At 33.0% G+C, this 24375-nt stretch carries 26 protein-coding genes and 2 pseudogenes; 26 read left to right on the plus strand and 2 right to left on the minus strand.

The features are described from left to right. The first annotated feature begins 16 nt into the window (after positions 1 to 16). The 20 genes and pseudogenes from essC (at position 17) to MHB74_RS10545 (ending at position 18113) form a co-directional block, all read left to right on the plus strand. Entirely contained in the window at positions 17 to 4528 is a 4512-nt protein-coding gene (gene essC / locus MHB74_RS10455; protein ID WP_061678624.1) for a type VII secretion protein EssC, read from the plus strand. Positions 4529 to 4540: 12 nt separating this feature from the next. Next, positions 4541 to 4963: a YwqH-like family protein gene (locus tag MHB74_RS10460; RefSeq protein WP_061678623.1), complete on the plus strand. Its 423-nt coding sequence runs from the start codon at positions 4541 to 4543 to the stop codon at positions 4961 to 4963. 3 nt (positions 4964 to 4966) lie between these two features. After that, the gene (locus MHB74_RS10465) at positions 4967 to 5269 is read left to right on the plus strand and encodes a TIGR04197 family type VII secretion effector (protein ID WP_000503890.1); all 303 of its coding nucleotides are present in this window, start codon (positions 4967 to 4969) and stop codon (positions 5267 to 5269) included. A gap of 17 nt (positions 5270 to 5286) precedes the next feature. Then, complete coding sequence (locus tag MHB74_RS10470; RefSeq protein WP_061678622.1) at positions 5287 to 6867, plus strand: T7SS effector LXG polymorphic toxin; 1581 nt, start codon at positions 5287 to 5289, stop codon at positions 6865 to 6867. Positions 6868 to 6900: 33 nt separating this feature from the next. Next, entirely contained in the window at positions 6901 to 7695 is a 795-nt protein-coding gene (locus tag MHB74_RS10475; RefSeq protein WP_048538776.1) for a hypothetical protein, read from the plus strand. A gap of 87 nt (positions 7696 to 7782) precedes the next feature. Continuing rightward, complete coding sequence (locus MHB74_RS10480) at positions 7783 to 8247, plus strand: DUF5085 family protein (protein WP_046959244.1); 465 nt, start codon at positions 7783 to 7785, stop codon at positions 8245 to 8247. Next, positions 8241 to 8687, plus strand: a complete 447-nt coding sequence (locus MHB74_RS10485; protein ID WP_046953662.1) for a DUF5085 family protein — start codon at positions 8241 to 8243, stop codon at positions 8685 to 8687. The genes MHB74_RS10480 and MHB74_RS10485 overlap by 7 nt, the downstream gene beginning before the upstream one ends. Positions 8688 to 8976: 289 nt before the next feature. After that, positions 8977 to 9222, plus strand: a complete 246-nt coding sequence (locus MHB74_RS10490) for a hypothetical protein (protein WP_017657489.1) — start codon at positions 8977 to 8979, stop codon at positions 9220 to 9222. Between the two features lie 179 nt (positions 9223 to 9401). Then, positions 9402 to 10196, plus strand: coding sequence for a hypothetical protein (locus MHB74_RS10495; protein WP_061678621.1), 795 nt, complete (start codon positions 9402 to 9404; stop codon positions 10194 to 10196). Positions 10197 to 10223: 27 nt separating this feature from the next. Beyond that, entirely contained in the window at positions 10224 to 11021 is a 798-nt protein-coding gene (locus tag MHB74_RS10500; RefSeq protein ID WP_061678620.1) for a hypothetical protein, read from the plus strand. An 87-nt stretch (positions 11022 to 11108) separates the two neighbouring features. Beyond that, a complete protein-coding gene (locus MHB74_RS10505; RefSeq protein ID WP_046959248.1) occupies positions 11109 to 11387 on the plus strand; it encodes a hypothetical protein in 279 nt (92 codons plus the stop codon). A gap of 92 nt (positions 11388 to 11479) precedes the next feature. Beyond that, the gene (locus MHB74_RS10510; protein ID WP_061678619.1) at positions 11480 to 12268 is read left to right on the plus strand and encodes a hypothetical protein; all 789 of its coding nucleotides are present in this window, start codon (positions 11480 to 11482) and stop codon (positions 12266 to 12268) included. 32 nt (positions 12269 to 12300) lie between these two features. Continuing rightward, positions 12301 to 13098, plus strand: coding sequence for a hypothetical protein (locus MHB74_RS10515; protein ID WP_061678618.1), 798 nt, complete (start codon positions 12301 to 12303; stop codon positions 13096 to 13098). 94 nt (positions 13099 to 13192) lie between these two features. Further along, positions 13193 to 13471, plus strand: a complete 279-nt coding sequence (locus tag MHB74_RS10520) for a hypothetical protein (protein WP_061678617.1) — start codon at positions 13193 to 13195, stop codon at positions 13469 to 13471. Between the two features lie 92 nt (positions 13472 to 13563). After that, positions 13564 to 14358 (plus strand): annotated as a pseudogene (locus MHB74_RS10525) (hypothetical protein). A 199-nt stretch (positions 14359 to 14557) separates the two neighbouring features. Next, positions 14558 to 14629 (plus strand): annotated as a pseudogene (locus tag MHB74_RS29200) (DUF3952 domain-containing protein); the annotation flags it as partial. A gap of 127 nt (positions 14630 to 14756) precedes the next feature. Next, positions 14757 to 15518, plus strand: coding sequence for a hypothetical protein (locus MHB74_RS10530; RefSeq protein ID WP_061678616.1), 762 nt, complete (start codon positions 14757 to 14759; stop codon positions 15516 to 15518). 62 nt (positions 15519 to 15580) lie between these two features. Then, a complete protein-coding gene (locus MHB74_RS10535) occupies positions 15581 to 16339 on the plus strand; it encodes a hypothetical protein (RefSeq protein ID WP_061678615.1) in 759 nt (252 codons plus the stop codon). 61 nt (positions 16340 to 16400) lie between these two features. Beyond that, on the plus strand, positions 16401 to 17177 hold the full coding sequence (locus tag MHB74_RS10540) for a hypothetical protein (RefSeq protein WP_061678614.1): 777 nt from the start codon (positions 16401 to 16403) through the stop codon (positions 17175 to 17177). Positions 17178 to 17318: 141 nt separating this feature from the next. Beyond that, the gene (locus MHB74_RS10545) at positions 17319 to 18113 is read left to right on the plus strand and encodes a DUF3952 domain-containing protein (RefSeq protein WP_081110288.1); all 795 of its coding nucleotides are present in this window, start codon (positions 17319 to 17321) and stop codon (positions 18111 to 18113) included. Positions 18114 to 18399: 286 nt separating this feature from the next. Here the strand turns inward: MHB74_RS10545 and MHB74_RS10550 are convergent, their stop codons facing one another. Then, positions 18400 to 19185: a GNAT family N-acetyltransferase gene (locus tag MHB74_RS10550; protein ID WP_061678613.1), complete on the minus strand. Its 786-nt coding sequence runs from the start codon at positions 19183 to 19185 to the stop codon at positions 18400 to 18402. 132 nt (positions 19186 to 19317) lie between these two features. On the opposite strand from MHB74_RS10550, the gene ytfJ reads away from it, so the two are divergent. The 4 genes from ytfJ to MHB74_RS10570 all read left to right on the plus strand — a co-directional run bounded on the left by ytfJ (position 19318) and on the right by MHB74_RS10570 (position 21334). Next, a complete protein-coding gene (ytfJ, locus tag MHB74_RS10555; RefSeq protein WP_000349987.1) occupies positions 19318 to 19743 on the plus strand; it encodes a GerW family sporulation protein in 426 nt (141 codons plus the stop codon). Positions 19744 to 19903: 160 nt separating this feature from the next. Continuing rightward, positions 19904 to 20680, plus strand: coding sequence for a hypothetical protein (locus MHB74_RS10560; protein WP_061678612.1), 777 nt, complete (start codon positions 19904 to 19906; stop codon positions 20678 to 20680). A gap of 51 nt (positions 20681 to 20731) precedes the next feature. Continuing rightward, on the plus strand, positions 20732 to 21052 hold the full coding sequence (locus MHB74_RS10565) for a hypothetical protein (protein WP_061678611.1): 321 nt from the start codon (positions 20732 to 20734) through the stop codon (positions 21050 to 21052). A 69-nt stretch (positions 21053 to 21121) separates the two neighbouring features. Beyond that, the gene (locus MHB74_RS10570; RefSeq protein ID WP_000798748.1) at positions 21122 to 21334 is read left to right on the plus strand and encodes a hypothetical protein; all 213 of its coding nucleotides are present in this window, start codon (positions 21122 to 21124) and stop codon (positions 21332 to 21334) included. 31 nt (positions 21335 to 21365) lie between these two features. Here the strand turns inward: MHB74_RS10570 and MHB74_RS10575 are convergent, their stop codons facing one another. Beyond that, positions 21366 to 21704, minus strand: coding sequence for a hypothetical protein (locus MHB74_RS10575; protein ID WP_001253201.1), 339 nt, complete (start codon positions 21702 to 21704; stop codon positions 21366 to 21368). 186 nt (positions 21705 to 21890) lie between these two features. Between MHB74_RS10575 and MHB74_RS10580 the strand changes: the two genes are divergently transcribed. Then, positions 21891 to 22589 (plus strand): class I SAM-dependent methyltransferase, encoded by a 699-nt coding sequence (locus MHB74_RS10580; RefSeq protein WP_141658066.1) that lies wholly within the window; start codon positions 21891 to 21893, stop codon positions 22587 to 22589. A 94-nt stretch (positions 22590 to 22683) separates the two neighbouring features. Continuing rightward, the gene (locus tag MHB74_RS10585) at positions 22684 to 24372 is read left to right on the plus strand and encodes a formate--tetrahydrofolate ligase (RefSeq protein WP_012644371.1); all 1689 of its coding nucleotides are present in this window, start codon (positions 22684 to 22686) and stop codon (positions 24370 to 24372) included. The last annotated feature ends 3 nt before the right edge of the window (positions 24373 to 24375 follow it).

A 24375-nucleotide genomic window follows, 5' to 3' on the forward strand; every position in this document is an offset into this window, starting at 1 on the left:
GGAGCAGTGAACACGGATGGAGCAACTATTAGTATTGACTTATGGAGACAAAATATATAAGTGCACATTACATCCAAATGAGCAATCAATAGTGTCGATTGGAAAAGAGTGGACAAATGATATTACGAATCCAAGTTTAGAACAAGAAGTAGAGTTAAAGTGGAATAATGAAGTAAACGCTTGGATGGTACAAAATCAATTAATAGAGTTCAATAAGGAATTTGAGATTGAAAAAACTAAAGATGCGAGCTTGAAAATCTTTATATCTATTATTGGTACAACTAAAGTGTTTGATATCGGAACGAAACATTCTCTTACATTGAGTCAAAACAGTTATGATGATATTTCTATTACTGGGACAAATGTAGATTTAATGCTATCTCGTGAAACGTTGTACGATTCTTTTAAAGTGAACGTATATGACGGAGATGTATTTCATAATTATACGAAGATAAAAGATAGCGTTATGTTAGAAGCTGGAGACGTATTATATTTTGATGGTGTTTTAGTAGAAATAGGCAGTGAAGATATTCAAGTATTGTCTTCAGAAGAGAACCTTAAATCTACGTTACCTATTTTAGTAGAATCAGAAACAAATTATCAAAGTGGTTATCCAGACTATCATCGTTCACCACGTATTATTTACCGTGAACCAGAAGAGAAAATGACAATTGCAAAACCTTCAAGTATGCCGTCAAAACCGACTGAGCATTTGGCAAGAATCATTGCACCATCTCTTGTCATGATTGTCGTAACAGTATTACTTGCTATCTTTATGAAATATGGAATGTTTATTATTGCATCGATTGCGATGACATTAGTAACGATTATTGTTTCTGTCACATCTTATATAAAAAATTTAAAGCAATATAAAATTGACATAGTTGAACGTGATAAAAGTTATAGAGAGTATATAAAACAAAAAACGAAAGACTTACATGCAGAAAGTGAAAAACAGCGTCATGCATTACAATATCATAATCCAAATGTTGAAGTGATACGTAATATGGCTGTGCAAGTAAATCCACGTATTTATGAAAAAACAATGCTACATCATGATTTCTTAACATTTAGCGTTGGGACAGGACAAGCTAATACGAGTTTTGAAATCCAATTTAATGAAGAAGAATTTAGTCAAACGAAAGATGAATTAATTGATATAGCACGTGAACTAAGACAGCGTTATCTTACTTTGGAAGATGTACCCGTTGTAACAGATTTAATTAATGGACCGGTTGGCTATATTGGACAACGCTCTTTAGTGTTAGAACAATTACAATTATTAGTTGTACAAACCGCGTTATTCCATAGTTATTATGACTTGCAGTTTATTACTATTTTTCCTGAAGAAGAAAAAGAAAAATGGGATTGGATGCGCTGGTTACCTCATGGAAGTGTTCGCGATATAAATGTACGTGGATTTGTGTATCATGATCGTAGCCGTGATCAAGTGTTAAATAGTTTGTATCAAATATTGAAAGAACGAAAATTAAAACTAGATGAAAAAAGTTCAACGAATGAAAAAATGTACTTTGCACCGCACTACGTCGTTCTCATTACGGATGAAAAACTAATACTAGACCATGTTGTTATGGAATTCTTTAATGATGATCCGAGTCAATTAGGTGTATCACTTGTATTTGTACAAGATGTTATGCAAAGTTTACCGGAGCATGTGAAAACGGTAATTGATATAAGAGATGCAAAACAAGGGAACATCATCTTAGAACAAGGAGAGCTTGTTAACCGTCAATTTAAACTCAATCACGTACCGAAAGGGTTCAATTTAGAAGATGTTTCACGAGCATTAGCACCGTTAAATCATTTGCAAAACTTAAAAAATAGTATCCCAGAAAGTGTAACATTTTTAGAAATGTACGGTGTTGAGAAAGTAAAAGAACTGAATATCACAAGTCGCTGGGAAAAAAATGCAGCGCATAAATCTTTAGCTGTACCACTTGGATTACGTGGTAAAGAAGATATCGTAAACTTAAACTTACACGAAAAAGCACACGGACCACACGGGTTAATAGCAGGTACAACAGGTTCAGGTAAGTCGGAAATTATACAATCGTATATTTTATCTCTAGCAGTCAATTTCCATCCTTACGAAGTAGCCTTTTTACTAATTGACTATAAAGGCGGCGGTATGGCGAATTTATTCAAAAACTTACCGCATTTATTAGGAACAATTACGAACTTAGATGGAGCGCAAAGTATGAGAGCGCTCGCATCAATTAAAGCTGAATTACAAAAAAGACAACGATTATTTGGGGAAAATGATGTAAACCATATTAATCAGTATCAAAAACTGTATAAAGAAGGTTTAGTAAGTGAACCGATGCCACATCTATTTTTAATTAGTGATGAATTCGCGGAACTGAAGTCAGAACAACCAGAATTTATGAAAGAGTTAGTTTCAACAGCACGTATCGGTCGTTCACTCGGAATCCATTTAATATTAGCTACGCAAAAACCGAGTGGTGTTGTAGATGATCAAATTTGGAGTAACTCGAAATTCAAACTAGCATTAAAAGTTCAAAATACGTCAGATAGTAATGAAATTTTAAAAACGCCAGATGCTGCTGAAATTACATTACCAGGACGTGCTTACTTACAAGTTGGGAATAATGAAATTTATGAACTATTCCAATCAGCTTGGAGCGGAGCAGACTATGTAGAAAACAAAGAGGATAAAGAACATTTAGACGCAACAATCTATGCAATAAATGATCTAGGACAATATGAAATATTAAGTGAAGACTTAAGTGGACTTGGTAGCAGTAAAGAAGTAATAAGCGTACCATCTGAACTGGATGCTGTTATTGACTACATTCACGATTACGCAGAAATAAATGAAATTGAAGCGTTAGCTAGACCGTGGTTACCACCACTTCCAGAAAGCGTATATTTACAAGATTTACACGCTATTCAGTTCAAAGAATCATGGACGAAAGAAAAGAAACCATTAAAAGCAACAGTTGGTCTATTAGATCAGCCTGAATTACAATCACAAACACCGTTAACATTAGATATTAGTAAAGACGGGCACGTAGCAGTCTTCTCAAGTCCAGGTTACGGAAAGTCAACATTCTTACAATCAGTCATTATGGATGTAGCTCGTCAGCATAGTCCGGAGCATCTGCATGTGTATTTATTAGATTTCGGAACAAATGGTTTAATGCCATTAAAATCTTTACCGCATGTGGCAGACATCATTACATTAGACCAAGTTGAAAAATGCGAGAAATTTCTTCGTCGCATAGAAGACGTATTAAAAGATAGAAAGCAATTGCTAAGTAAATATGGCGTTGCAAGTCTTGAAATGTATGAGAGAGCTAGTAAAGAAGTATTACCAACAATATTAATTACGTTAGATAATTATGATGCTGTTAGAGAAGCTGGATTTGTCGAAGACTTTGAACGCATTATTGCACAAATTGTACGTGAAGGGGCAGCGGTAGGAATTCATTTAATGCTTACGGCTACACGTCAAAATGCATTGAGAGTACAAGTAAATACAAATATTAAACTACAAATTGCTCTATATATGATAGATGAGGCAGAATCTAGAGCGATTGTAGGAAGAACAGAGTTAAAAATTGAAGAATTAGCAGGCCGTGGTTTAGTTAAAATTGACGAACCAACAATCTTCCAAACAGCTTTACCGACAAATGGAGAAGATGTCCTTACTCGAATTGAAAATATACAAGCTGAAGGAAAAGAGATGGATTCCTTCTGGGATGGAGAAAGACCGAAAGCAATCCCTATGGTACCTGAAGTTCTGGAATACAAGGAATTCATTGCATGGCCAGAAACAAGAAAAATTATTGAAGCGGGCAAACTAACATTTGGTGTAGAGACAGAAAACGTTACGCCTCTCGAATTAGATTTAACGGAAGCGTCTAATATTGTTGTAGGGGGAATCAAGAAAGATGAAGTTGAAAATGTAGTTCATCAATTCCTTCAACAGTTAGCTGACAGTGGACACTTTGACCTAGGTTTAATTGATACAAGAACACGCAATTTCTCAAACTATAGAGAGAGTGCTGCTTTATATGTAGCTGAAAAAACAGGAATTGAGAAAACGATTAAACAAGTTACAAATGCTTATAAATCGAGAGAATCAGCGTTTAAAGAGGAGCAGGAAGCATCAAGTGAAACAGTGAACCCGGCAGAATTTATTAAGAAATTTAAGCCGATTGTAATCGTAATTGCAGATGTAAATGATATTTTAAGTAATTTAGAAGATAGCGATATATATAGTTTAGCGGAATTAATAACAAATGGTGCATTTATGGGCATCCACTTCGTAATTGGCTGTGATGTTGATTCAATTGACAGTCGATACGATTTAGTTTCAAAAACAATAAAAACGCAATCTCATGTTATTTTACTTAGAAAATCATCAGGCCAAATGGTCTTTGATGTATCTAATAAAGATTTAAGTAGTACCAAATTAAATCCATTTGAAGGGTATTTTGTTGAAAATCGTTTTGCTACTAGAATTAAAGTGCCAACTATTTAAGGGGGGATTTGCATGGGGATAGAGGAATTAAATAGTCAAAAATCTGGTTTATTAAGTAGTATAAGTCATCAACAAGGGCAATTGGCTGAACTACAAATGAAACTAAGAAGGCTAATAACTGCTAAGGGGAAATTTGTAAATAATCTTGAAGCAATTAAACAAAATCAAGAGCAGTTTAAGTCTTTAGAAATAAACGAGAGTAGTTGGAAAGGGCAAAGAGCAACTACTTTTAAAGAAACGTATGAACAACAAGTCATTTCTAATTTAGGGAGATTTATTGGAGAACTAGGGAGAGTGCAAGAAGACATCGATCAAGCTATACGGCGACTTGAAAGAGAAATCGCTACATGTGAGTCTAGTATTCTTGCTCTAAGTAGAAGTGTTTCAATGGTTGACGCTAGTATTCAAGTAGAAGTACAGAAGGCGGGGAAATGATAAATGGGGGAAATTAAATTAAATAAAGGGGTATTTGACGCGAAAGTAAGTGATTTGAAAAGTGGTGCTAGTGATTTAGGTAAGACTAAATTTAATGGTATGCAGTTGAGTCGCACGAATTTGACTAGGCTGATTCAATATTGTGAAGCAATTGAAAAGTTATCTCAAAAGGTGCAGCAATACGAACAGATATTGGAAAATGACTTAAATAAAATACAACAAACTGGGGAGAAAATAGTCGAAAAAGACGAACAACTTGAGAAGCAATTAAGGATCGGTTCAATTCATCATGCTATGAAAAATTAAAATAGGGTGGGAGAAGCGTGGATAAAAATATAGAGTTACAAGAAGTAAAAGAACTTCAAAATAGATTTCAAGCAAGTGCCACTGAGTTGAATCTACAATTTGAATGTTTGATGCAAAAAATACTTGATTTTACAGAGATTAACTCTTTTCAAGGGAAAGCTGCTTCTGATATTAAAAATTATTTATCTACAGTTCATGGAAATGTTATTTTTAAGTATATGGAAGCAGTGGAATTATTAAAAGAACAATTTCAAAAAAGTATTAATGATTTCAATAGTACTGTTGACAGTGATGCTGATACGAAAATTTATGGAATTTACTTGGATGATGTAAAGAAAAAAATTAATGGGTATAGTGAAGGATTTAATCTATCTAATGACCAAGCAAGACAAACTGTAGGGTCTGTTAGCGACATCATCGCAATTCAATATCCATCATCAGCAGGGATCATGGAAGGGTCTATAAAAAGCCAAAAGGAAATTAGTGACACTTTAGAAAAATTAGAAGCTTATAATAGTAACCAAAGTGATCTACAAACGTTTCAAGAAATGATACGTGAGTTAGAGGATGGAATGAATCGAGTACAAGCTTATGGCGGGGATTTTTCTAGTGATTCAATAGAAAAAATAATGCCCGAAGAATGGGTAGCAGCAACAGTTGTGACTTCGAAAGCTTGGATAGGCGGTTTTAATAAAGGAAATAAATGGGGAAAAGGAGTGGTATCTTCATTTTTGCGCTACCATTATATGAAAAAAGTTTTAGGGTTTGGTACGCAGTTTGACATTATAGATGGTGAGGGACAATATTTATTAAAAACAACCAAACCGAAACAAATGGTAGAAGCTCTTGAATTTTTAAAGGCTGATAAGAACGAGGATCATATTTTTAAATTTCTTAAAGGTAGAGTAGAAGAGTATTTAACTGGTTGGATGAGGCCAACTGATCCAAAAGTAACCGATAGAGAAGTAAGAATAGCGAAAAGAGAGATTATGGAATTACCGGAATTCAAAGCGTATAAAGATTTCAAACTAGACTGGAAGAGTAATGGGCTTGTAAAAGCTGTTGGGAACAAATCTTGGAGTTCACTCAAAACAGAACTTGGAAAAGGTGTTACTGATTTGAAGCCTTGGAAATGGAAGGATACACTTAAAGAATTAGGTGGAGTAGGGAAAACGATGAAAAGTTTTGGAATAGCTGGATCTGTTCTTTCCGTTGCAAATAATGTTGTAGAGGCTAGTAACGATGGGTGGCAATTACATGACGTTTGGGACATTGCAACAGATTCAGCGGTAGATGTAGGGGCAACTGCTGGAGCAGCTGCAACTGGTGCTGTAGTAGGTTCATTTTTCCTTCCGCCTATTGGTACTGCAGTTGGAGCGGGTGTTGGGATACTTGCTTCGGAAGCATTGAACTACAAAGCGGATATGTTTGGAGGAGAAAGTATAGTTAGCGGTACAAAAAAAGGCATAAAATCGGTGACTAGGAAACTTGAATCTGAGGTTGTGAAACTTGGATCTGTGGCTAAGGAACAAATTGAATCTGCGGCTAAGGAACAATTGGGATCTGTGACTAAGAAACTTGGATCCTTGTTCTGGTAATATAATAATTCAAAGTGAAGGTGAAGCAATCAAATGTGGAAAATTAAAGAAGATGATTTAGGAGAATTTAAAATTACATGTAGAAATCGCTTAAGCCCAGAAGATTCTATGGGGTTTATGTTTGGAGGAATAGTTTATAGCTCATTATTCATGCTTTTTATTTTGGTAGCATTAATTAAGCTTGGCTGGGGTTACTATCCAACTCTCTTTGACAAAATAATTGTTAGTATTGAATTAGTGTTATATGGTTTGCAAGTAATCTTTTTCATTCTATATCTAATTCCAAAAGCTCGTTTCAAATATCAAAAGTTGCAAGCACTTGTGATATTATTATTTGCATTCCAGCTAGGAACTATAGGATTCACATTATTTATACTTCCAGCAATTTCGAATTACTCTATTGATCAAATTACATTATTGTATGTGGGTTTATTGTTTCTAGGAGCAGTTTTTGTTCATCTGGTGACAACAATTGATACCTTTAAACAAGCAGAGAGTGGAGCCTTTAGTACCGATGAAAGAGCAACTTCATTTTTTAGTAAAATAAAAAACAATACAATGATTGGTATTACGATATATGTACTAACCCTTCTTATTTTAATTTATTTTCATAATAATTATGAAACAGGGGTTTTAGTGGGGTATATGGCAGGAACCCTTGTAATGTACGCAGTAGCCATAGGTGCAGCAGAGTTCCAATTATTAGCCTATTGTAGATTCAAATTCCCATCATTTTACATTTCGTGGGAAGAACATGAAAGAGAACGCCAGGAATTCTTAAAGCGTTATAAAGAGAGAGAGAAAGAGAAAGAGAAAGAAATAAAATAATTTGAAAATTGTTCAAATCTTAATAGGATATATGTTATAAACTTGATGACTATTTATGAATCCACAAGTTGAAAAGGGGGAGATTTTGTGAAAGTTCAGCATAAAGCATTGTCACTTTTAAATTTAATAAGCATTACTCAAATTGTAAAAAAAGAAGATTGGTTGTTACCCGCAAGAGCACTTAGAAATCAAGTAGTTCGTAATGGGATATATGCAGTAGGACCTGTTCTATATAAATATTCACAGTTAGAAAATGAACCAGAATATGGGGAATATACGTATTGTATTCCTGTCAACGGAAGAGTTGATTTAGGTGAGAGCTCTGCATATGAGTATTATGATGCTTTAATTATTAAGAGTGCTCTATGTGTGCGATTTACAGATGAAGATGGTGATATTGAGGAGGCTTATAACCTAATACGTGAGGTTGCAGAGCAGCATCATATGAAATTAGATAGTAGTTTTTATCACGTATGTTTAGATGTATATGGTGATACATGGTTAGATATTTATGCTCCTATTATAGAAGTAGGTGAAACAGTGAAATGCTAATTGAAAAACAAAGTATTGCATATACAAATGTTGTTTCAAGAGAATACATTTTTCATTACCCAGATATGAAAGAAGCAATTGAAGATTTTATGTCAGAAATTTCAAAAGCGAATTTAACGATAAAAGGTCCTATGTTTTACGCTTTGAAAAATATACCGTCTGATGGAAATATGTATATTGAATTATTTATGCCGGTAAATGAAGATAAAATTCCAACGTCAGAAACACTTCAATTTAGGAGCTATTATTATGTTGATGAGATGCTCATGAAACGATATACGGGAGATTATGAAAAATTAACAGAGCAGGTATATGGTGAAATGCTCCAATATATGGAGGATAATAATCTGAATTTAGCTTCGCCAATTTATCATGTGTTTAGCGGTGATGAGTCTTTACAGTATGTTGAAGTGAAAATCGCGGTATATAGTGAAGTATAATATTTGAAGCTTGAGATTTTTAAAATATGGAAGCATCATGAAATATCTTAAAAGAGATAGTTTTGAATAGTATATGGGGATGTGACATAAATAAAACCTTCTCTTCTCGTTAGAATGAGGAGGTTTTTCGTTCTCAAATCTATATATAATTAACTTAATATTTCGACATGTGATTTTCAGTTAGATTATTCTGAATTGGTAGTAGTTACGTTCTATAGTTTACTTTGTTGCTATTTTGAAGGAGAAAGTTTATTCAAAAGTCAATTTGTAAAGAGAGGAAGGTGTTACTTTGAATAAGGAGCAGAATGTTTTGAAAACAGAGAAAAGTTGTTTTGAGAGGACAATAGTATCTATATATAAAGCGTTAGAATTTATAATGAAATATACAATGATTCTAATAATAATAATGTCAATATTTGTGATAATTGCTGCTGTTTATTTTAAAATATATGAGGGTATAGGGGCAGGTGTATTCCTCTTAATCTCGTCATTATTTGCATATTTGGTGTTTTTTAAGAAAAATAAAAATGTCTAAATTAATAGCGGAAATAAAATTTCAAAGATTAACTATAATACGTTATTTGAAGAGGGAAAGCTTTAAATATGGCATGAATGTATAACAGCAAGAAAACCTTCTCTTTTCGTTAAAATGAGAAGGTTTTTATATTTAATCTACATGATTTAAGTAAAGGTAGTTAAAGGTGGGAAACTTGGATGTGGGATATAAAAGAAAAAGATTTAGATGAATTTAAAATAACATGTAGAAATCGTTTAAGTCCTGAGGCTGCTGTAGGTTTTATGTTAGGTTCAATCATATACACCTCATTAATAATGTTAGGTGTAATTTATGGTTTGGTGAAATTTGGTTGGTCCGTATATCCTAGTTTACTAGAGGAAACAATTATTAAAATAGAGTTATTTTTGTATAGCTTACAAATCATTTTTCTTATTGTATATTTATTTCCCAAAGCCCGTTTTAAATTTCAAAAGTTACAAGCTATAGTTATATTGCTATATGCACTTCAACTTGCGACTATAGGATTTGTAACAGTAGTTGTTTCGAGTATTTTCAGTTATTCAAATGATCGTGTTACATTGACTTATGTAGTCTTATTGTTGTTAGGAGCCTTTATTATTCATATTTTTACAACAATTAATACCTTTAAGCAAGCTAGCGAAGGCGCATTTAGTAAGTGGAAAAATTCAGTTTCATTTTTTAGTAAGACAAAAGATTTTTTTATGATTGCTTCTATATTATATGTATTAACTCTCCTAATCTTAATTTATATTAATAATGATTATACGATGGAGCAAATAGGTTGGTATGCCGTATTGACCCTTATACTATATTCGGTAGCCATAGGTGCAGCAGAGTTCCAATTATTAGCCTATTGTAGATTTAAATTTCCATCATTTTATATTTCGTGGGAGGAACACGAAACGGAGCGTCAGGAATTCTTAAAGCGTTATAAAGAGAGAGAAGAAAAGAAAGAAAAAGAAATAAAATAAGTTTTGCATCGAAATGAGGAAAGATGAATGCTTAAAATAAAGGAAGAAGATTTAGGTTTTTTCAAAATTGCAAATAAAAATGGATTAAGTCCGGATTATATAAGAATCTTTTATGTAGGAGTTTTTGCATATACTTCTATACCCATGCTCATCATGTTTTTAGGTGTTTTGCTGAACGGTGATAAGATTTCTTTAACACCATTTGAAACATTTTTGGTACGATCTGAGGTAAAGTTATACATTTTGGAGTTGATTTTTTTAATAATTTTCATGTCTTCAAAGGTTGCTTTTAAATTACAGAAACTCCAAGCCATCGTGACTTTATTTTATTCTTTTCAATTAGCAACATTACCATTTATCGTTATGATGGTTGAAGGAATGTTTGATTTTCCAAGTAATAATAAAACGTTAGTTTATATTGGTTTAATAATGCTAGGGGCGCTTTGTACTCACATTGTAACTACAATTGATGTTTTTATAAAGGCAAAACATGGAGGATATAAATCGGAAGGACCAGCTGTCTCATTTTTTACTAACGCAAAATTATATTTATCGATTGGAATGACAATTAGTGTAATGGTTCTACTTATATTAATTTTTCTAAATCTTAATTATACATTTAGCCAAATGGCAATTTATGTTGTACAAACAATAATATTATATATATTCGCTGTAGTATCAGCAGAATTCGTCCTATTGGTGTATTGTCGCTTTAAATTTCCATCATTTAATATTACGTGGGAACAACATGAAAAGGAACGCCAAGAATTTATAGCAAATAGAAAAAGAATCAGAGAGAAAGAACAAAAGAGAAATAAAAACTGAAATGAAAGTTGTAAATGATACTCGTAAACTTATATAGAATAAATGCATTATTCATAAGTTAACTAGTAAAGGGAGGGATGTAATATCTTGAATAAAGATCCCAAAACTGTAAAAGCAGAAAAAGGTTTATTTGAAAGTGTAATAGCACCTATTATCGTTGGGATTATGTTTATCTTTTTAATTCTATATAAAGTAGCAGAGTTTCTAGGGAAGTGGATTGTTATCTTTGGAATAATATTTTTTATTGGTAGTATATTTCTTTGCATATATCTAGAAGAATATGGAGGGGTGTTGGGCGGCGGGATAGGGTTAATATCGATGTTATTGTTATATTTTATGTTTATTAGAAAAAGTAAAAAAGACTAGTTTAATATGAAATACTAAAAACATTTATTTACTCTCAGTTTGTCTACAAAAATAGAGTTATTACATGTTTTTAGAAAAGGTGGTGTAATTATATGTGGAACATAAAAGAAGAAGATTTAGATGAATTTAAAATAACATGTAAAAATCGCTTAAGCCCAGAACGCTCCATGGTGTTTATACTTGGCGCAACTGTTTATAGTTCATTATTCATGCTTTTTATTTTGGGAGCATTAGTTAAATTTGGCTGGGGTTATTATCCAAATCTCTTTGACAAAATAATTGTTAGTATTGAATTAGTGTTATATGGTTTGCAAGTAATTTTTTTCATTCTATATCTATTTCCAAAAGTTCGTTTTAAATGTCAAAAGTTGCAAGCGCTTGTGATATTATTATGTACATTTCAGCTAGGAACTATAGGATTCACATTATTTATACTTCCAGCAATTTCAAATTATTCGATTGATCAAATTACATTATTGTATCTAGGTTTATTGTTTCTAGGAGCAGTTTTTGTTCATCTGGTGACAACGATTGATACCTTTAAACAAGCAGAGAGTGGAGCATTTAGTATGGATGAAAGGGCAGCTTCATTTTTTAGTAAAACAAAAAACAACGTAATGATTGGTGTTACGGTATATGTACTAACCCTACTTATTTTAATTTATTTTCATAATGATTATGAAACAGAGATATTAGTAGGGTATATAGCAGGAACTCTTGTAATGTATGCGGTAGCCATAGGTGCAGCTGAATTCAAATTATTAGCCTATTGTAGATTTAAGTTTCCGTCATTTTATATTTCGTGGGAGGAACATGAAAGAGAACGTCAGAAAAGACTAAAGCTTTATGAAGAGAAGGAAAAAAGAAAACTAAAGAAATAAAATAAGTTTTGTGTCGAAATGAGGAAAGATGAATGCTTAAAATAAAGGAAGAAGATTTAGATTTTTTCAAAATTACAAATAAAAACCGATTAAGTCCTGATGGTGTAATGGCCTTTTTAGTTGGAGTTTTTGTATACGCTTCATTACCGATGTTTTTTATTGTTTTGGGTTTTTTACAACTTGGTTGGGAGGCTTATCCAAAATCTTTTGAACGAATATTTGTTTCTGTAGAGTCAGTATTATATATTCTGCAAATCCTTTTTTTGATTATCTATTCATTTCCGAAATTAAGATTTAAATTACAAAAGTTACAAGCCATTGTAATTGTGTTTAACTCGTTTCAGGTTGCAACGGTAGGGTATGCTTATGTATTAATTGAAGCGATATTTGGATATACTTGTGAAAATCTAACCGTATGTTATATAGGTCTATTATTATTAGGAGCGATTACTACTCATATTGTAATTACAATCCATACTTTTAAAAAAGCAAAATATGGAGGTTATAAGTTGGAAGGGGAATCAGTCTCATTTTTTACTAATACAAAACTCTGGATGTTAATTGGAATGGTAATTTATATAGTTGTCCTATTGATATTAATCTTTGCAAGTATTCGTTTTGCGCTAAAGCCGATGGTGTTTTATTTTTTACAAACAATTATATTATATGTATTTGCCGTTGCATCAGCAGAATTCGTCCTGTTAGTGTATTGTCGCTTCAAATTCCCATCATTTAATATTACGTGGGAACAACATGAAAAGCAACGCCAAGAATTTATGGCAAATAGAAAAAGAATAAGAGAGAAAGAACAAAAGCGAAACAAAAACTGAAATGAAAGTTGTAAATGATACTTGTAAACTTATATTGAAGATAGAATGAATACATTATTCATAAATTAACTAGTAAAGAGAGGGATGTAATGTCTTGAATAAAGATTCAAAAACTGTAAAAAAAGAAAAAGGTTTTTTTGAAGGTGTAATAGCACCTATTATTGTTGGGAGTATGTTTATCTTTTTACTTCTATATAAAGTAGCAGAGTTTCTGGGGAAGTGGCTCATTATTTTGTCAATACCGAGCTATATTGTTACTATGTTTATTTTTTTATACCAGAAAGAATATGGAGGTGTATTGGTTTGTGGAATAGGCTTAATACTAATGCTATCGCTGTATTTTGTGTTTGTTAAAAAAAGTAAAAAAGGCTAGTTTAATATGAAATACTAAAAACATTTATTTACTCTCAGTTTGTCTACAAAAATAGAGTTATTACATGATTTTAGAAAAGATGGTGTAATTATATGTGGAATATAAAAGAAGAAGGTTTAAATGAATTTAAAAGTACTTGTAAGAACCGCTTAAGTCCCGACTGGGCTACAGGGTTTATGTTTGGAACGATGTTTTTTATTTCATTAATAATGTTTTTTCTTATTGTAGGGTTAATAAGGTTTGGTTGGAGTTATTACCCGACTCTCTTTGATAAAATAATTGTTAGCCTTGAGTTAGTACTTTATAGTCTTCAAGTAATTTTTTTAATTATTTATCTGTTTCCTAAGATGCCATTTAAATTACAGAAACTACAAACACTTGTGGTACTATTATATGCATTTCAGCTAGGCACTATAACATTTACAATGTTGATAATTCCAGGAATGTAAAATTATTCAATTGATCAAAGTACATTAATGTATGTTGGGTTATTATTTTTAGGTGCAGTCATTTTACATATTTTAGCGACTATTGATACTTTTAGACAGGCAAGTAAAGGGGCATTTAATAAGGGAGAAGAATCCTCTTCATTTTTTAGTAAAACAAAGAGGATTACAATAAAGTGTGCTGTAATTTATGTGCTAATTCTTCTCATTTCAATTTATGTGCATAATGATTATACACTGAAGATTTTAGGATTGTATGCGGGAGGAACTCTAATCATGTACGCGGTAGCCATAGGTGCAGCAGAGTTCCAATTATTAGCCTATTGCAGATTTAAATTTCCATCATTTTATATTTCATGGGAGGAACATGATAGGGAACGGCAGGAATTCTTAAAGCGTTATAAAGAGAGAGAGGAAAAGAAAGCGAAAGAAATAAAATAAGTTTCGGATTCTGAAAATTCGAACAGAACATATAAGCAATTAAGGATTGTATATAAATCAATGCTATTAAAAATTAAAGCATCTTCAATATAATCTGTATGAGTAAATAAATAGCAGTAAGTAAAGGTGAAATGTATTACTTTCCAAAAAGGAACATAATGAACTTAAAAATGCCTAGAGAAATCAACGGGGTGTCAGTATGAAGTTAAAGAAGAAAGCTAAGATGATGATAGTTCTGTCAATAGTATCAAGTTTATTAAGTGGATGTGGTAATAATATACCTAAAAGATTATCTGAATTTAGTTGTACAAAGATCTATGTATTTAAAAATGTTAAGAATGTAATGGGATTTTAGTGCCTGAAAATTATTTAAACTGTATAGAAGGTGAAAAGTCAGGATGTGGAATATAAAAGAGGAAGATTTAGAAGCATTTCGGATGACATGCAGAAGCCGTTTAAGTCCAGAAGGTGCCGCGGGTTTTATGCTTGGAACAATATTTTATATTTCAATATTTATGTTTATTATTTTTGTAGGGGATTTGAATTACTACAATAATTTTTTTGATAGAACTATTGTTAAAACTGAAATTGTGTTATTTATTATTCAAATTATATTTTTAATTATATATCTATTTCCGAAAGCATGTTTTAAATTTCAAAAGTTACAAACGCTCGTTATATTATTATATGCGTTTCAGCTTGGAACGATATTATTTGTAGTTTCGATTGTTTCTGAAATGGCTGACAATTCAATTGGTAGGATGTATACTGGGCTACTATTTGTAGGAGCAGTTATTATTCATATTGTAGCAACGCTAGATACATTTAAACAAGCAAGTGAAGGTGCATTTAATGGTGATGAAAGATCCACCTCGTTTTTTAGTAAGACAAAAGGAGCTATGATAAAGGGGGCTATAATATATATATTCATACTACTTATTTTAATGTATTTTCAAAATGATTATTCAATTGATTTTTTTGTTATGTATGGAGTAGGAACTGTTTTAATGTATGCGGTTGCAATCGGAGCGGCAGAATTTCAACTATTGGTGTACTGTAGATTTAAATTCAAGTCATTTCATATGTCATGGGAAGAGAATGAGAGAATGCGTGGGAGAATTCGAAAGCGAAATATAAAATCCAAATCGAAAAGTAAATAAGAGTGAAATAGAATTGAAGTGAATGAAAATTATTTAAACTGTATAGAAGGTGAAATGTCAGGGTGTGGAATATAAAAGAAGAAGATCTAGGTAAGTTTCGAATGACATGTCAAGGGCGTTTAAGTCCTGAAGGTGCTGCGGGTTTTATGCTCGGAACAATATTTTATACTTCATTGTTCATGATTATAATTCTTTTTGGGGGAATAGATTATTATACCACTGTGTTTGATAAAGTAATTGTTAGGGTTGAATTAGTGTTATATGGTTTGCAAGTAATGTTTTTAATACTATATTTATTCCCTAAAGCTCGTTATAAATTTCAAAAATTACAAACGCTCGTGATATTATTATATGCATTTCAACTTGGAACTATCGGATGCACGTTATTTGTTCTTTCTGGGATGATAGAGCATTCAATTGATCTCCATACACGTGTTTATGTAGGTCTATTAGTATTAGGTGGAATTATTGTTCATATTGTGACAACAGTTGATACATTTAAACAAGCAAGCGAAGGTGCATTTAGTAGTGGAAACAAATCAGATTCGTTTTTTAGTAAAACAAAGGGACATGTTATACAAGGTGCTGTAATTTATGTGTTAATTCTTCTTGTTTTGATTTATATAAATAATAATTACTCATTAAACACAATGTTTGGTTATGGTATGTGTAATGTTGTTATGTATGCGGTAGCAATCGGAGCAGCTGAATTCCAGCTCTTAGTGTACTGTAGATTCAAATTCAAGTCATTTCATATGACGTGGGAAGAGAATGAGAGAATTCGAAAGCGAAATAAGAAATTCAAAACGAAAAATAAATAATATATTAATAGAATTTTAGTGCTCGAAAAATAATTGAAACGTATAGAAGGTGAAAAACTGGATGTGGAATATAAAAGAAGAAGATTTAGATAAGTTTAGGATGACATGTAATGATCGTTTAAGTCCTGAGGGTGCTACAGGTTTTATGTTTGGAGGAATACTTTATAGTTCAATAGCCGTTTTTTCTATTATTGTATCAGGTGATTGGGATTACTGTATGGTTCTCCTTAATATAGGAATTGTTAAGTTGGAAGTGTTGTTATATGCTCTGCAAGTAATTTTTTTCATTCTATATTTATTTCCAAAAGCTCAATTTAAATTTCAAAAGCTACAAACACTTGTTGTATTATTAAATGCATTTCAAATGGCAATAATCTTACTCGTAGTTTTGATTGGTACTAAAATGGCTAATAATTCAATTGACCAGATTACATTACTGTATGCAGGATTGTTATTTTTAGGAGCAGTAATTTTTCATGTTTTGACAACAATTGATACGTTTAAACAAGCGAGTGAAGGTGCGTTTAGTATGGATGAGAGGTCTGCTTCTTTCTTTAGTAAAACAAAAGGGAAGATGATGAAGTGGGCTACACTATACGCAGTAACTATTCTTATTTTGCTATATTTTCATAACGATTATGGGTTTGATGATTTATTTATGTATGTAGTAGGGACCTTTTTAATGTATACGATAGCAATCGGTGCAGCTGAATTTCAGCTATTAGCATATTGCAGATTTAAATTTCCATCATTTAATAAAACGTGGGAGCAACATAAAAGAGAGACTCCAAGATATCGAAAGAAAAATAAAAAAGGTAAATCGAAACGTAAGGCATAAAGAAAGTGTGTATTGTAAGTTTTGATGGTGAAAAGAGTAGTGGTTTAAATGAGAGTATTTTAACTACTGAAAAAATTCAAATTATGTAATGTGATTAAAAGATTATCTGGTTGAAAATGTAGAGAGTAGTGTGATGATGAAATGAATAAAAAAAGGGTTTCTAAAATAATTCCGATCATAATAGCAATCAGCCTATTACAAGCATGTAGTTTTTTTGAAGAAAAGATAGAGTATGAGCCATTTGTTAAGGCATTGGATGAAGGTGACATGAAAAAGGTTATGTCTGCGAGTGATGATGGGTATGCTTTTGTGGCACAAAGAGGCATATATAGTACATATGAACAAAAAGAAGATGGAGAGCATAGAAAAACAATCTACCAAACTTCGATAGGCGTATATAATATAAAAGATAAAAGTTTATATGGGAATACAACACAAGAAATTACCTCAGAAGTAGATGATAAAAATTATAAAGAAAAAGTTAATTATAGTACAAATATTATGTATAAAAATGAAAAGGTGCAAAGTCCGGATTCAAATCTAGATGTTTCATACGTGAACTTAATTGTAGATCGTTTAAAAGGGATAGGGAAACTAAAGATGAAGCCCGGGGATGATATAAAAAAGTTTGATCAACCTAGTACAGTTGGATATAAACTAAATGAATTAGAGTTTCAGAGTATCGTTAATGATAAGTTGAAAATACAATATGATGAGTATGATGGTGGATCGATTGTACTGCATATTGATTCTAAAAATGGTTCAAAGCAGATATTGGAAGTAAGTATTGTAGTGGATTATAAGAAGAGAAATGATGAGGGCAAGTTAGTAAAATATATATCACAAATACATACATCTTTTGATAGTCACCAAGGTAATAATCAGGACGCGAAACAGGAATATATTGATTTTAAAGCACAGTATAATAAGAAGTAGTAATATTAAGAAAGGAATTTGCACGTAAAGATAATAGCGACATAAGTGTGATAAATGTTTCATAAATATAGTGGAAAGAATTTGAGGATAAATGCCCCAATTGCTGGAGTAGATGCAACAATTGGGGCGTTTATCTATCTAAATTTAGCTTGAATACATAACATGTTTTAGTTAGAGTCATTGCTTCGCAAGTAGCTTCTTTATCTTCATAATAACAGTATGAAATTGTGTATAATCTGCTTTTATTGTTAAGTTATAACTATTTCTGCTTATAAAGTACCTCTTATTACCGATACATCGTCCACATCCCAATGTCTTTAAACCCTAGACGTTTATAAATTCGTCCAGCAGCTGGATTGTTATAAAATAAACAAAGTGTTCGGCCTTCTTTCGTAAAGTCTTGAATCATTTTTTGTAGTATGAGTGAAGCGTAGCCATTTCCACGATAATTCGGGTGTGTACATACACCAACTACCATAGCGGATAATGAATTTTCAGCGGAAGTAGAGGCGGATGCGATGATTGCACCGTCTTTTTCAATATAATATGTACGTCCTGTATTTGTTTCGATAGATTGTCGTAAAATTTTTTCTGATTCATGAGCAGTTCGGAATTCAGTGATGTTACTTCGTAAGTGCATAATTCTCTCTACATCATCTAGTGTGGCAAGTTTAATGGTTTCTTGGGCAGGCGTACTAGGTAAGTTGTCGGCATCTAGACATTCACAAAAATGCATTTCATTTTTAGTACCTAGTTGTATACTTGAAACGGTTTCAAATCGTTCAACAATAGTTGACTTACCAGAGAGTTTCAGCGGCTTATATGCGGAAAGAAGTGCCTCATAATCAGTGGTAACAAATTCTTCTTTACTATAGGGTATAAATGAATCGTAGAATCGGAGTAGAATTGATTTTAATGTTCCATCCTCTTTAAATACTCCCCATAATTCTTGAAAATCTGTGTCATAACCGAAAGCTTCAATATCTCCAATAATAAATAAGTTAAGGGCTGCTTCTTCTTTTAGGTAAGCGAATACTTGTTCATGATCTTTCTTTGTTAATTTTCGCATCATAACGAATCGACCTCTTTTTTTATTTTTCTAAATATTACAACTTAATTTTTTTGAAATCAATATAAAATTTTATGTTTAGTTCACAAACTTTCGGAAAAACTAGGAAAGATATGACAAAGGAGGTTATGAACGGTGGATCATCCAATTCAAGGGTTAATGAAAGCAGCAATGGAAAATTTAAAAGAAATGGTCGATGTAAACACGATTGTTGGAGAGCCTGTTCAAACGGCTGACGGTGGTGTGGTGTTAACGGTTTCTAAAGTAGCGTTCGGGTTTGGAGCAGGAGGTTCTGATTTCCAAACGAATGATGGACAAAGAGCGAACGGTAACCCTGCATTTGGTGGCGGTAGCGCGGGTGGTGTTTCTATTACACCAGTGGCATTTCTTGTAGTGAATAAAGATGGAGTAAATATTCTTCATTTACAAAATGCGACACATTTAGCAGAAAAAATGATTGAATTAGCTCCACAAACAATTGATAAGATTCAATCGATGTTCCAAAAAGATGAAAAGAAAGAGGGAAATCATCATCCTCAAAATCCAGATGAAATCCTTTAAAAACGCCTGCTTACGAGCAGGCGTTTTTTCTTGTAATCACTATGTAATAAAACACATGAAATTGTAAATAGTTTTTGAATTTTTTTCTATGTTTCTAAAATTTTTCATGTTAAAATATGCTATAGAATTGAAACATATAAAACGAAGGTGGCTAGGTGCTTTGTCTGGAGGATCTGACCAAGTAAAGAATATGATATATATTAATGGTAATCGTCGAGGTCATTGTTTTATTACATCAGGAATTACGTTTAAAGAGTTTGCAAGTAACATCCCTTCACCGCTTCATCAAGTGTTGCTTTTAAAGCATAATTTTGAATGGACAGATTTTCACTATCATACTTTATTTGAATATGTTGAGGAAGAAAATATACATAAGTTAATTCAAGCAGAGATTGATGAATTTGATGAATTTTGTTGGGTAGATTTTGATGATGCAAGCGATTTAGATGAACTAGAGCCAAAAGAAATTGCAGAGCTTTTATATTTGGCTCACAAAAAAGAACCACTTGCAAGAACATTCTTTCCGCTATTGAAAAATAGATTTGTTTATTTTTCACATGATGACGGATGGTACAACAAAGTGTATTATCGCAGAATTGCTGACTTTGTAGGGATGTTAAGTAAAGTCATTCCTTATAAACTCGGTGCTTTCGGTAAGAAACGTTTTTCTTTGTTCCAAAAATCAAAAATTTTCCCAGCAATTTCAAAAGAATTGATCATGGGGCTTATTCCATTAATGGAAGATGGTCTTTATATTGATCTAGCAGGGAAAATTGAGTCAAGAAGGGGTCTTGAAATTCCGGTATATGTAGTGGGTTCGTATGAAAGTACGGATGAGGTACTAGATAATATCGATGAATTGAAAGAAGAAGCAACAGAGACAGGTTGGCTCATTTTTGATAAGAAAGAACAAGAATGGCAATGGGTTGTGGACTAAGAAAACTTGGCGCATGAAGTCAAGTTTTCTTGTCATTTGAAAGGAGTACAAATGAAGAAATATTATACAATTGTGGGTATTGTAAGTATTATTCTCGTGGCGATTTTACTTATTACTTGTCCGAAAGAATCAGATTTTAAAGTGTATGTAGAGGATAAGTATGCATTGAAATGTGATGAGAGTAGTTTTGAATGCACACAAAATGTAGATGGTAAAAAAGAAAAGTTAAAATTTGAAAGTACAGATGCACGAAATGGTGTATTCTTTATGACTGTAAAGCAAACATTTAAAACAGAAGCTGATGTTACGAAAGAATATAGCGGAGTAGGAATGTTTGGTACATTTCTTTTTGTTTCAGAGAAGACTTTCTAGTAATAGAAGGTCTTTTTCTTATGCTTATGTTCATATAGATGAAGTAAGACAAGCATAGGAGGGGTAGTAATGAAGAATACATGTATCGTTTGCGGTGGTGAGGAGTTTTTTTCCTCCACTTTGTATGCACGTACGAAACAAGATTGGGCATATGCACAAAATATGTATCGATTTGAAAAGGTGTTTATTGAGCATCGGGATGAAGAGAATTATCCCGTGTTTCAAGAAATTACAGCGAAACATTGCTGTGGATGCGGTCATATTATGTTGTATCACGAATGAACACACCAAGTATAACTTGGTGTGTTTTTTTTTAAAACGCTGACAAAGCAAGCGGATAGAGTAAAGTAAATAAAACAGAAAAACTTCCAAAACCAATTGCAGTATATCCAAGTGTTCTTGCTCCGAAATTGACAGCTAATAAGCCGACTAAAATCGCAAGAGAGCCGAGTGTAACCGGATAAAATGCAATTGAGAAAAGCGAAAGAAATAAAGCGACATAGCCTACCATTGCACCGGTATTTGTACCTTCTATTTCATTTGCAATTTCTTTACGCTTATGTCTAATCGGAATGCCAGCTGGTGATATTTCAGCTGCATACTCTTCGTTTTTTTCACCACTTTTAAAATGATGATTTCTCTTTCTTCGCATATACATCCCTCTCTTTCAATTGGGTGTACCTATAGTATCTTACATAAAGAGAAGAACATGAGTATGAGTTAAACCCAAGTAAAGCAAAAATTGGAGAATAAAGATTCCATTATTAGCTTGTACATCTCCTAATGAAGATAAACAGGAATTTTGGAAAATGATGTAGAATGAAATGAGTGATAAAACGTGAAGGCAGGGGAATGTATGACGAAATTTAATTGGCATGAATCAGCAGAGAAAAAATGGGATAGTAGTGCAGAATTTTGGACTCAGAATAGTCAGGAGATGTGGGACAGTGGGAGTAGGAGTACGATTATTCCATTTTTTGAACAATACGTGAAGAAAGAAGCCAAGGTGCTTGACGTTGGTTGTGGAGATGGATATGGTACATATAAATTAAGTCGCGCAGGCTATAAAGCAGTTGGAGTGGATTTATCAGAAGTGATGATTCAAAAAGGGAAGGAGCACGGAGAAGGACCGGATTTATCCTTTATAAAAGGAGATCTTTCTTCCTTACCATTTGAAAATGAGCAATTTGAATCAATTATGGCAATTAACTCTTTAGAATGGACCGAGGAGCCATTACGAGCATTAAATGAGATAAAGCGCGTTTTAAAAAGCGATGGGTATGCATGTATTGCAATTTTAGGACCGACAGCAAAGCCTCGAGAGAATAGCTATCCTCGTTTATACGGCAAAGACGTTGTTTGTAATACGATGATGCCATGGGAATTTGAACAGCTAGCGAAAGAACAAGGTTTTGAAGTGGTAGATGGCATCGGTGTATATAAGCGCGGAGTAAATGAGAAGATGCTAGGTCAACTACCTATCGAGTTACAACAATCGTTAACCTTCTTATGGGTATTTATGTTAAAAAACGCATAAAGAAATGAAAGAATTTTTAGGAGGTAAATAAGTGCAGAAAATACAAAAAACTGATACAATATCATCAGAACCAATTAAAGGGGGACTAGGGTATATGACAACTACTACAACAGTTAAATCCGACATTGAAATCGCACAAGAAGCGAGTATGAAGAAGATTCAAGAAATTGCAGCTGAATTAAATATTTTAGAAGATGAATTAGAGCCATATGGGCATTATAAAGGTAAGTTATCTCTTGACATTTTTAAGCGCTTACAGAACGAGAAAGACGGTAAAGTTGTTTTAGTAACAGCGATTAACCCAACTCCAGCTGGAGAAGGTAAATCAACAGTAACAGTTGGTTTAGGTCAAGCTTTTAATAAAATTGGTAAGAAAACAGTAATTGCACTTCGCGAACCATCTCTTGGACCAACGATGGGACTAAAAGGCGGGGCAGCAGGTGGTGGTTTTTCACAGGTAGTACCTATGGAAGACATTAACCTTCACTTTACTGGAGATATCCATGCGATCACAACTGCCAATAACGCGTTAGCGGCGTTTATTGATAATCATATCCAACAAGGAAACACACTTGGAATTGATACACGTAAAATCGTTTGGAAACGCTGTGTTGACTTAAATGATCGTGCCCTTCGTAACGTAGTAATTGGTCTTGGTGGACCAGTTCAAGGTGTACCACGTGAAGACGGTTTTGATATTACAGTAGCATCTGAAATTATGGCGGTATTCTGCCTTGCAACAGATATTCAAGATTTAAAAGCGCGTCTATCTCGCATCGTAGTTGCTTATAACTTTGCAAATCAACCTGTAACGGTTAAAGATTTAGGTGTAGAAGGTGCGTTAACATTATTATTAAAAGATGCATTAAAGCCAAACTTAGTACAAACGTTAGAAAATACACCAGCTATCATTCACGGCGGACCATTTGCGAATATTGCTCACGGTTGTAACAGTGTTATCGCTACAACAATGGCAGCAAAATTAGGTGATTATGTTATTACAGAAGCTGGATTCGGTGCTGATTTAGGTGCAGAGAAGTTTTTAGATATTAAAGCTCGTGCAGCTGGCATTAAACCAGAAGCAGTTGTTATTGTTGCGACTATTCGTGCGCTTAAAATGCATGGTGGCGTAGCAAAAGATCAATTAAAAGAAGAAAATGTAGACGCATTAGCAAAAGGTATGGAAAACTTACAGAAGCATGTTGAAACAATTCAAAGCTTCGGTGTGCCTTTCGTAATTGCAATTAATAAATTCATTACAGATACAGATGCAGAAGTTGCATACTTACAAGAGTGGTGCAATGAGCGTGGCTATGCAGTATCCTTAACGGAAGTTTGGGAGAAGGGTGGCCAAGGCGGAGTTGACCTTGCTGAAAAAGTGTTAAAAGAAATCGAAAAAGGTGAGAACAACTACGCACCACTTTATGAATTAGAATTACCATTAGAAGAAAAAATCCGTACAATTGCTCAAAAAGTGTACGGCGCAAAAGATATTGAATTTGCTCCGAAAGCACGTAAGCAATTAGCTCAATATGAAGGAGAAGGATGGAGTAACCTACCAATTTGTATGGCGAAAACACAATACTCTCTTTCTGACGATGCAACAAAATTAGGTCGTCCATCAGACTTTATCGTTACAATTCGTGAGCTGAAACCATCAATTGGTGCAGGATTTATCGTTGCGTTAACAGGAACAATGCTAACAATGCCAGGCCTTCCAAAACAGCCAGCAGCACTACAAATGGACGTAAATGAAGATGGAAAAGCAGTAGGTTTATTCTAAAAG

This window comes from Bacillus sp. FSL K6-0069, from assembly GCF_038007785.1.
In the GTDB taxonomy this organism is placed as follows: Bacteria; Bacillota; Bacilli; order Bacillales; family Bacillaceae_G; genus Bacillus_A; species Bacillus_A mobilis.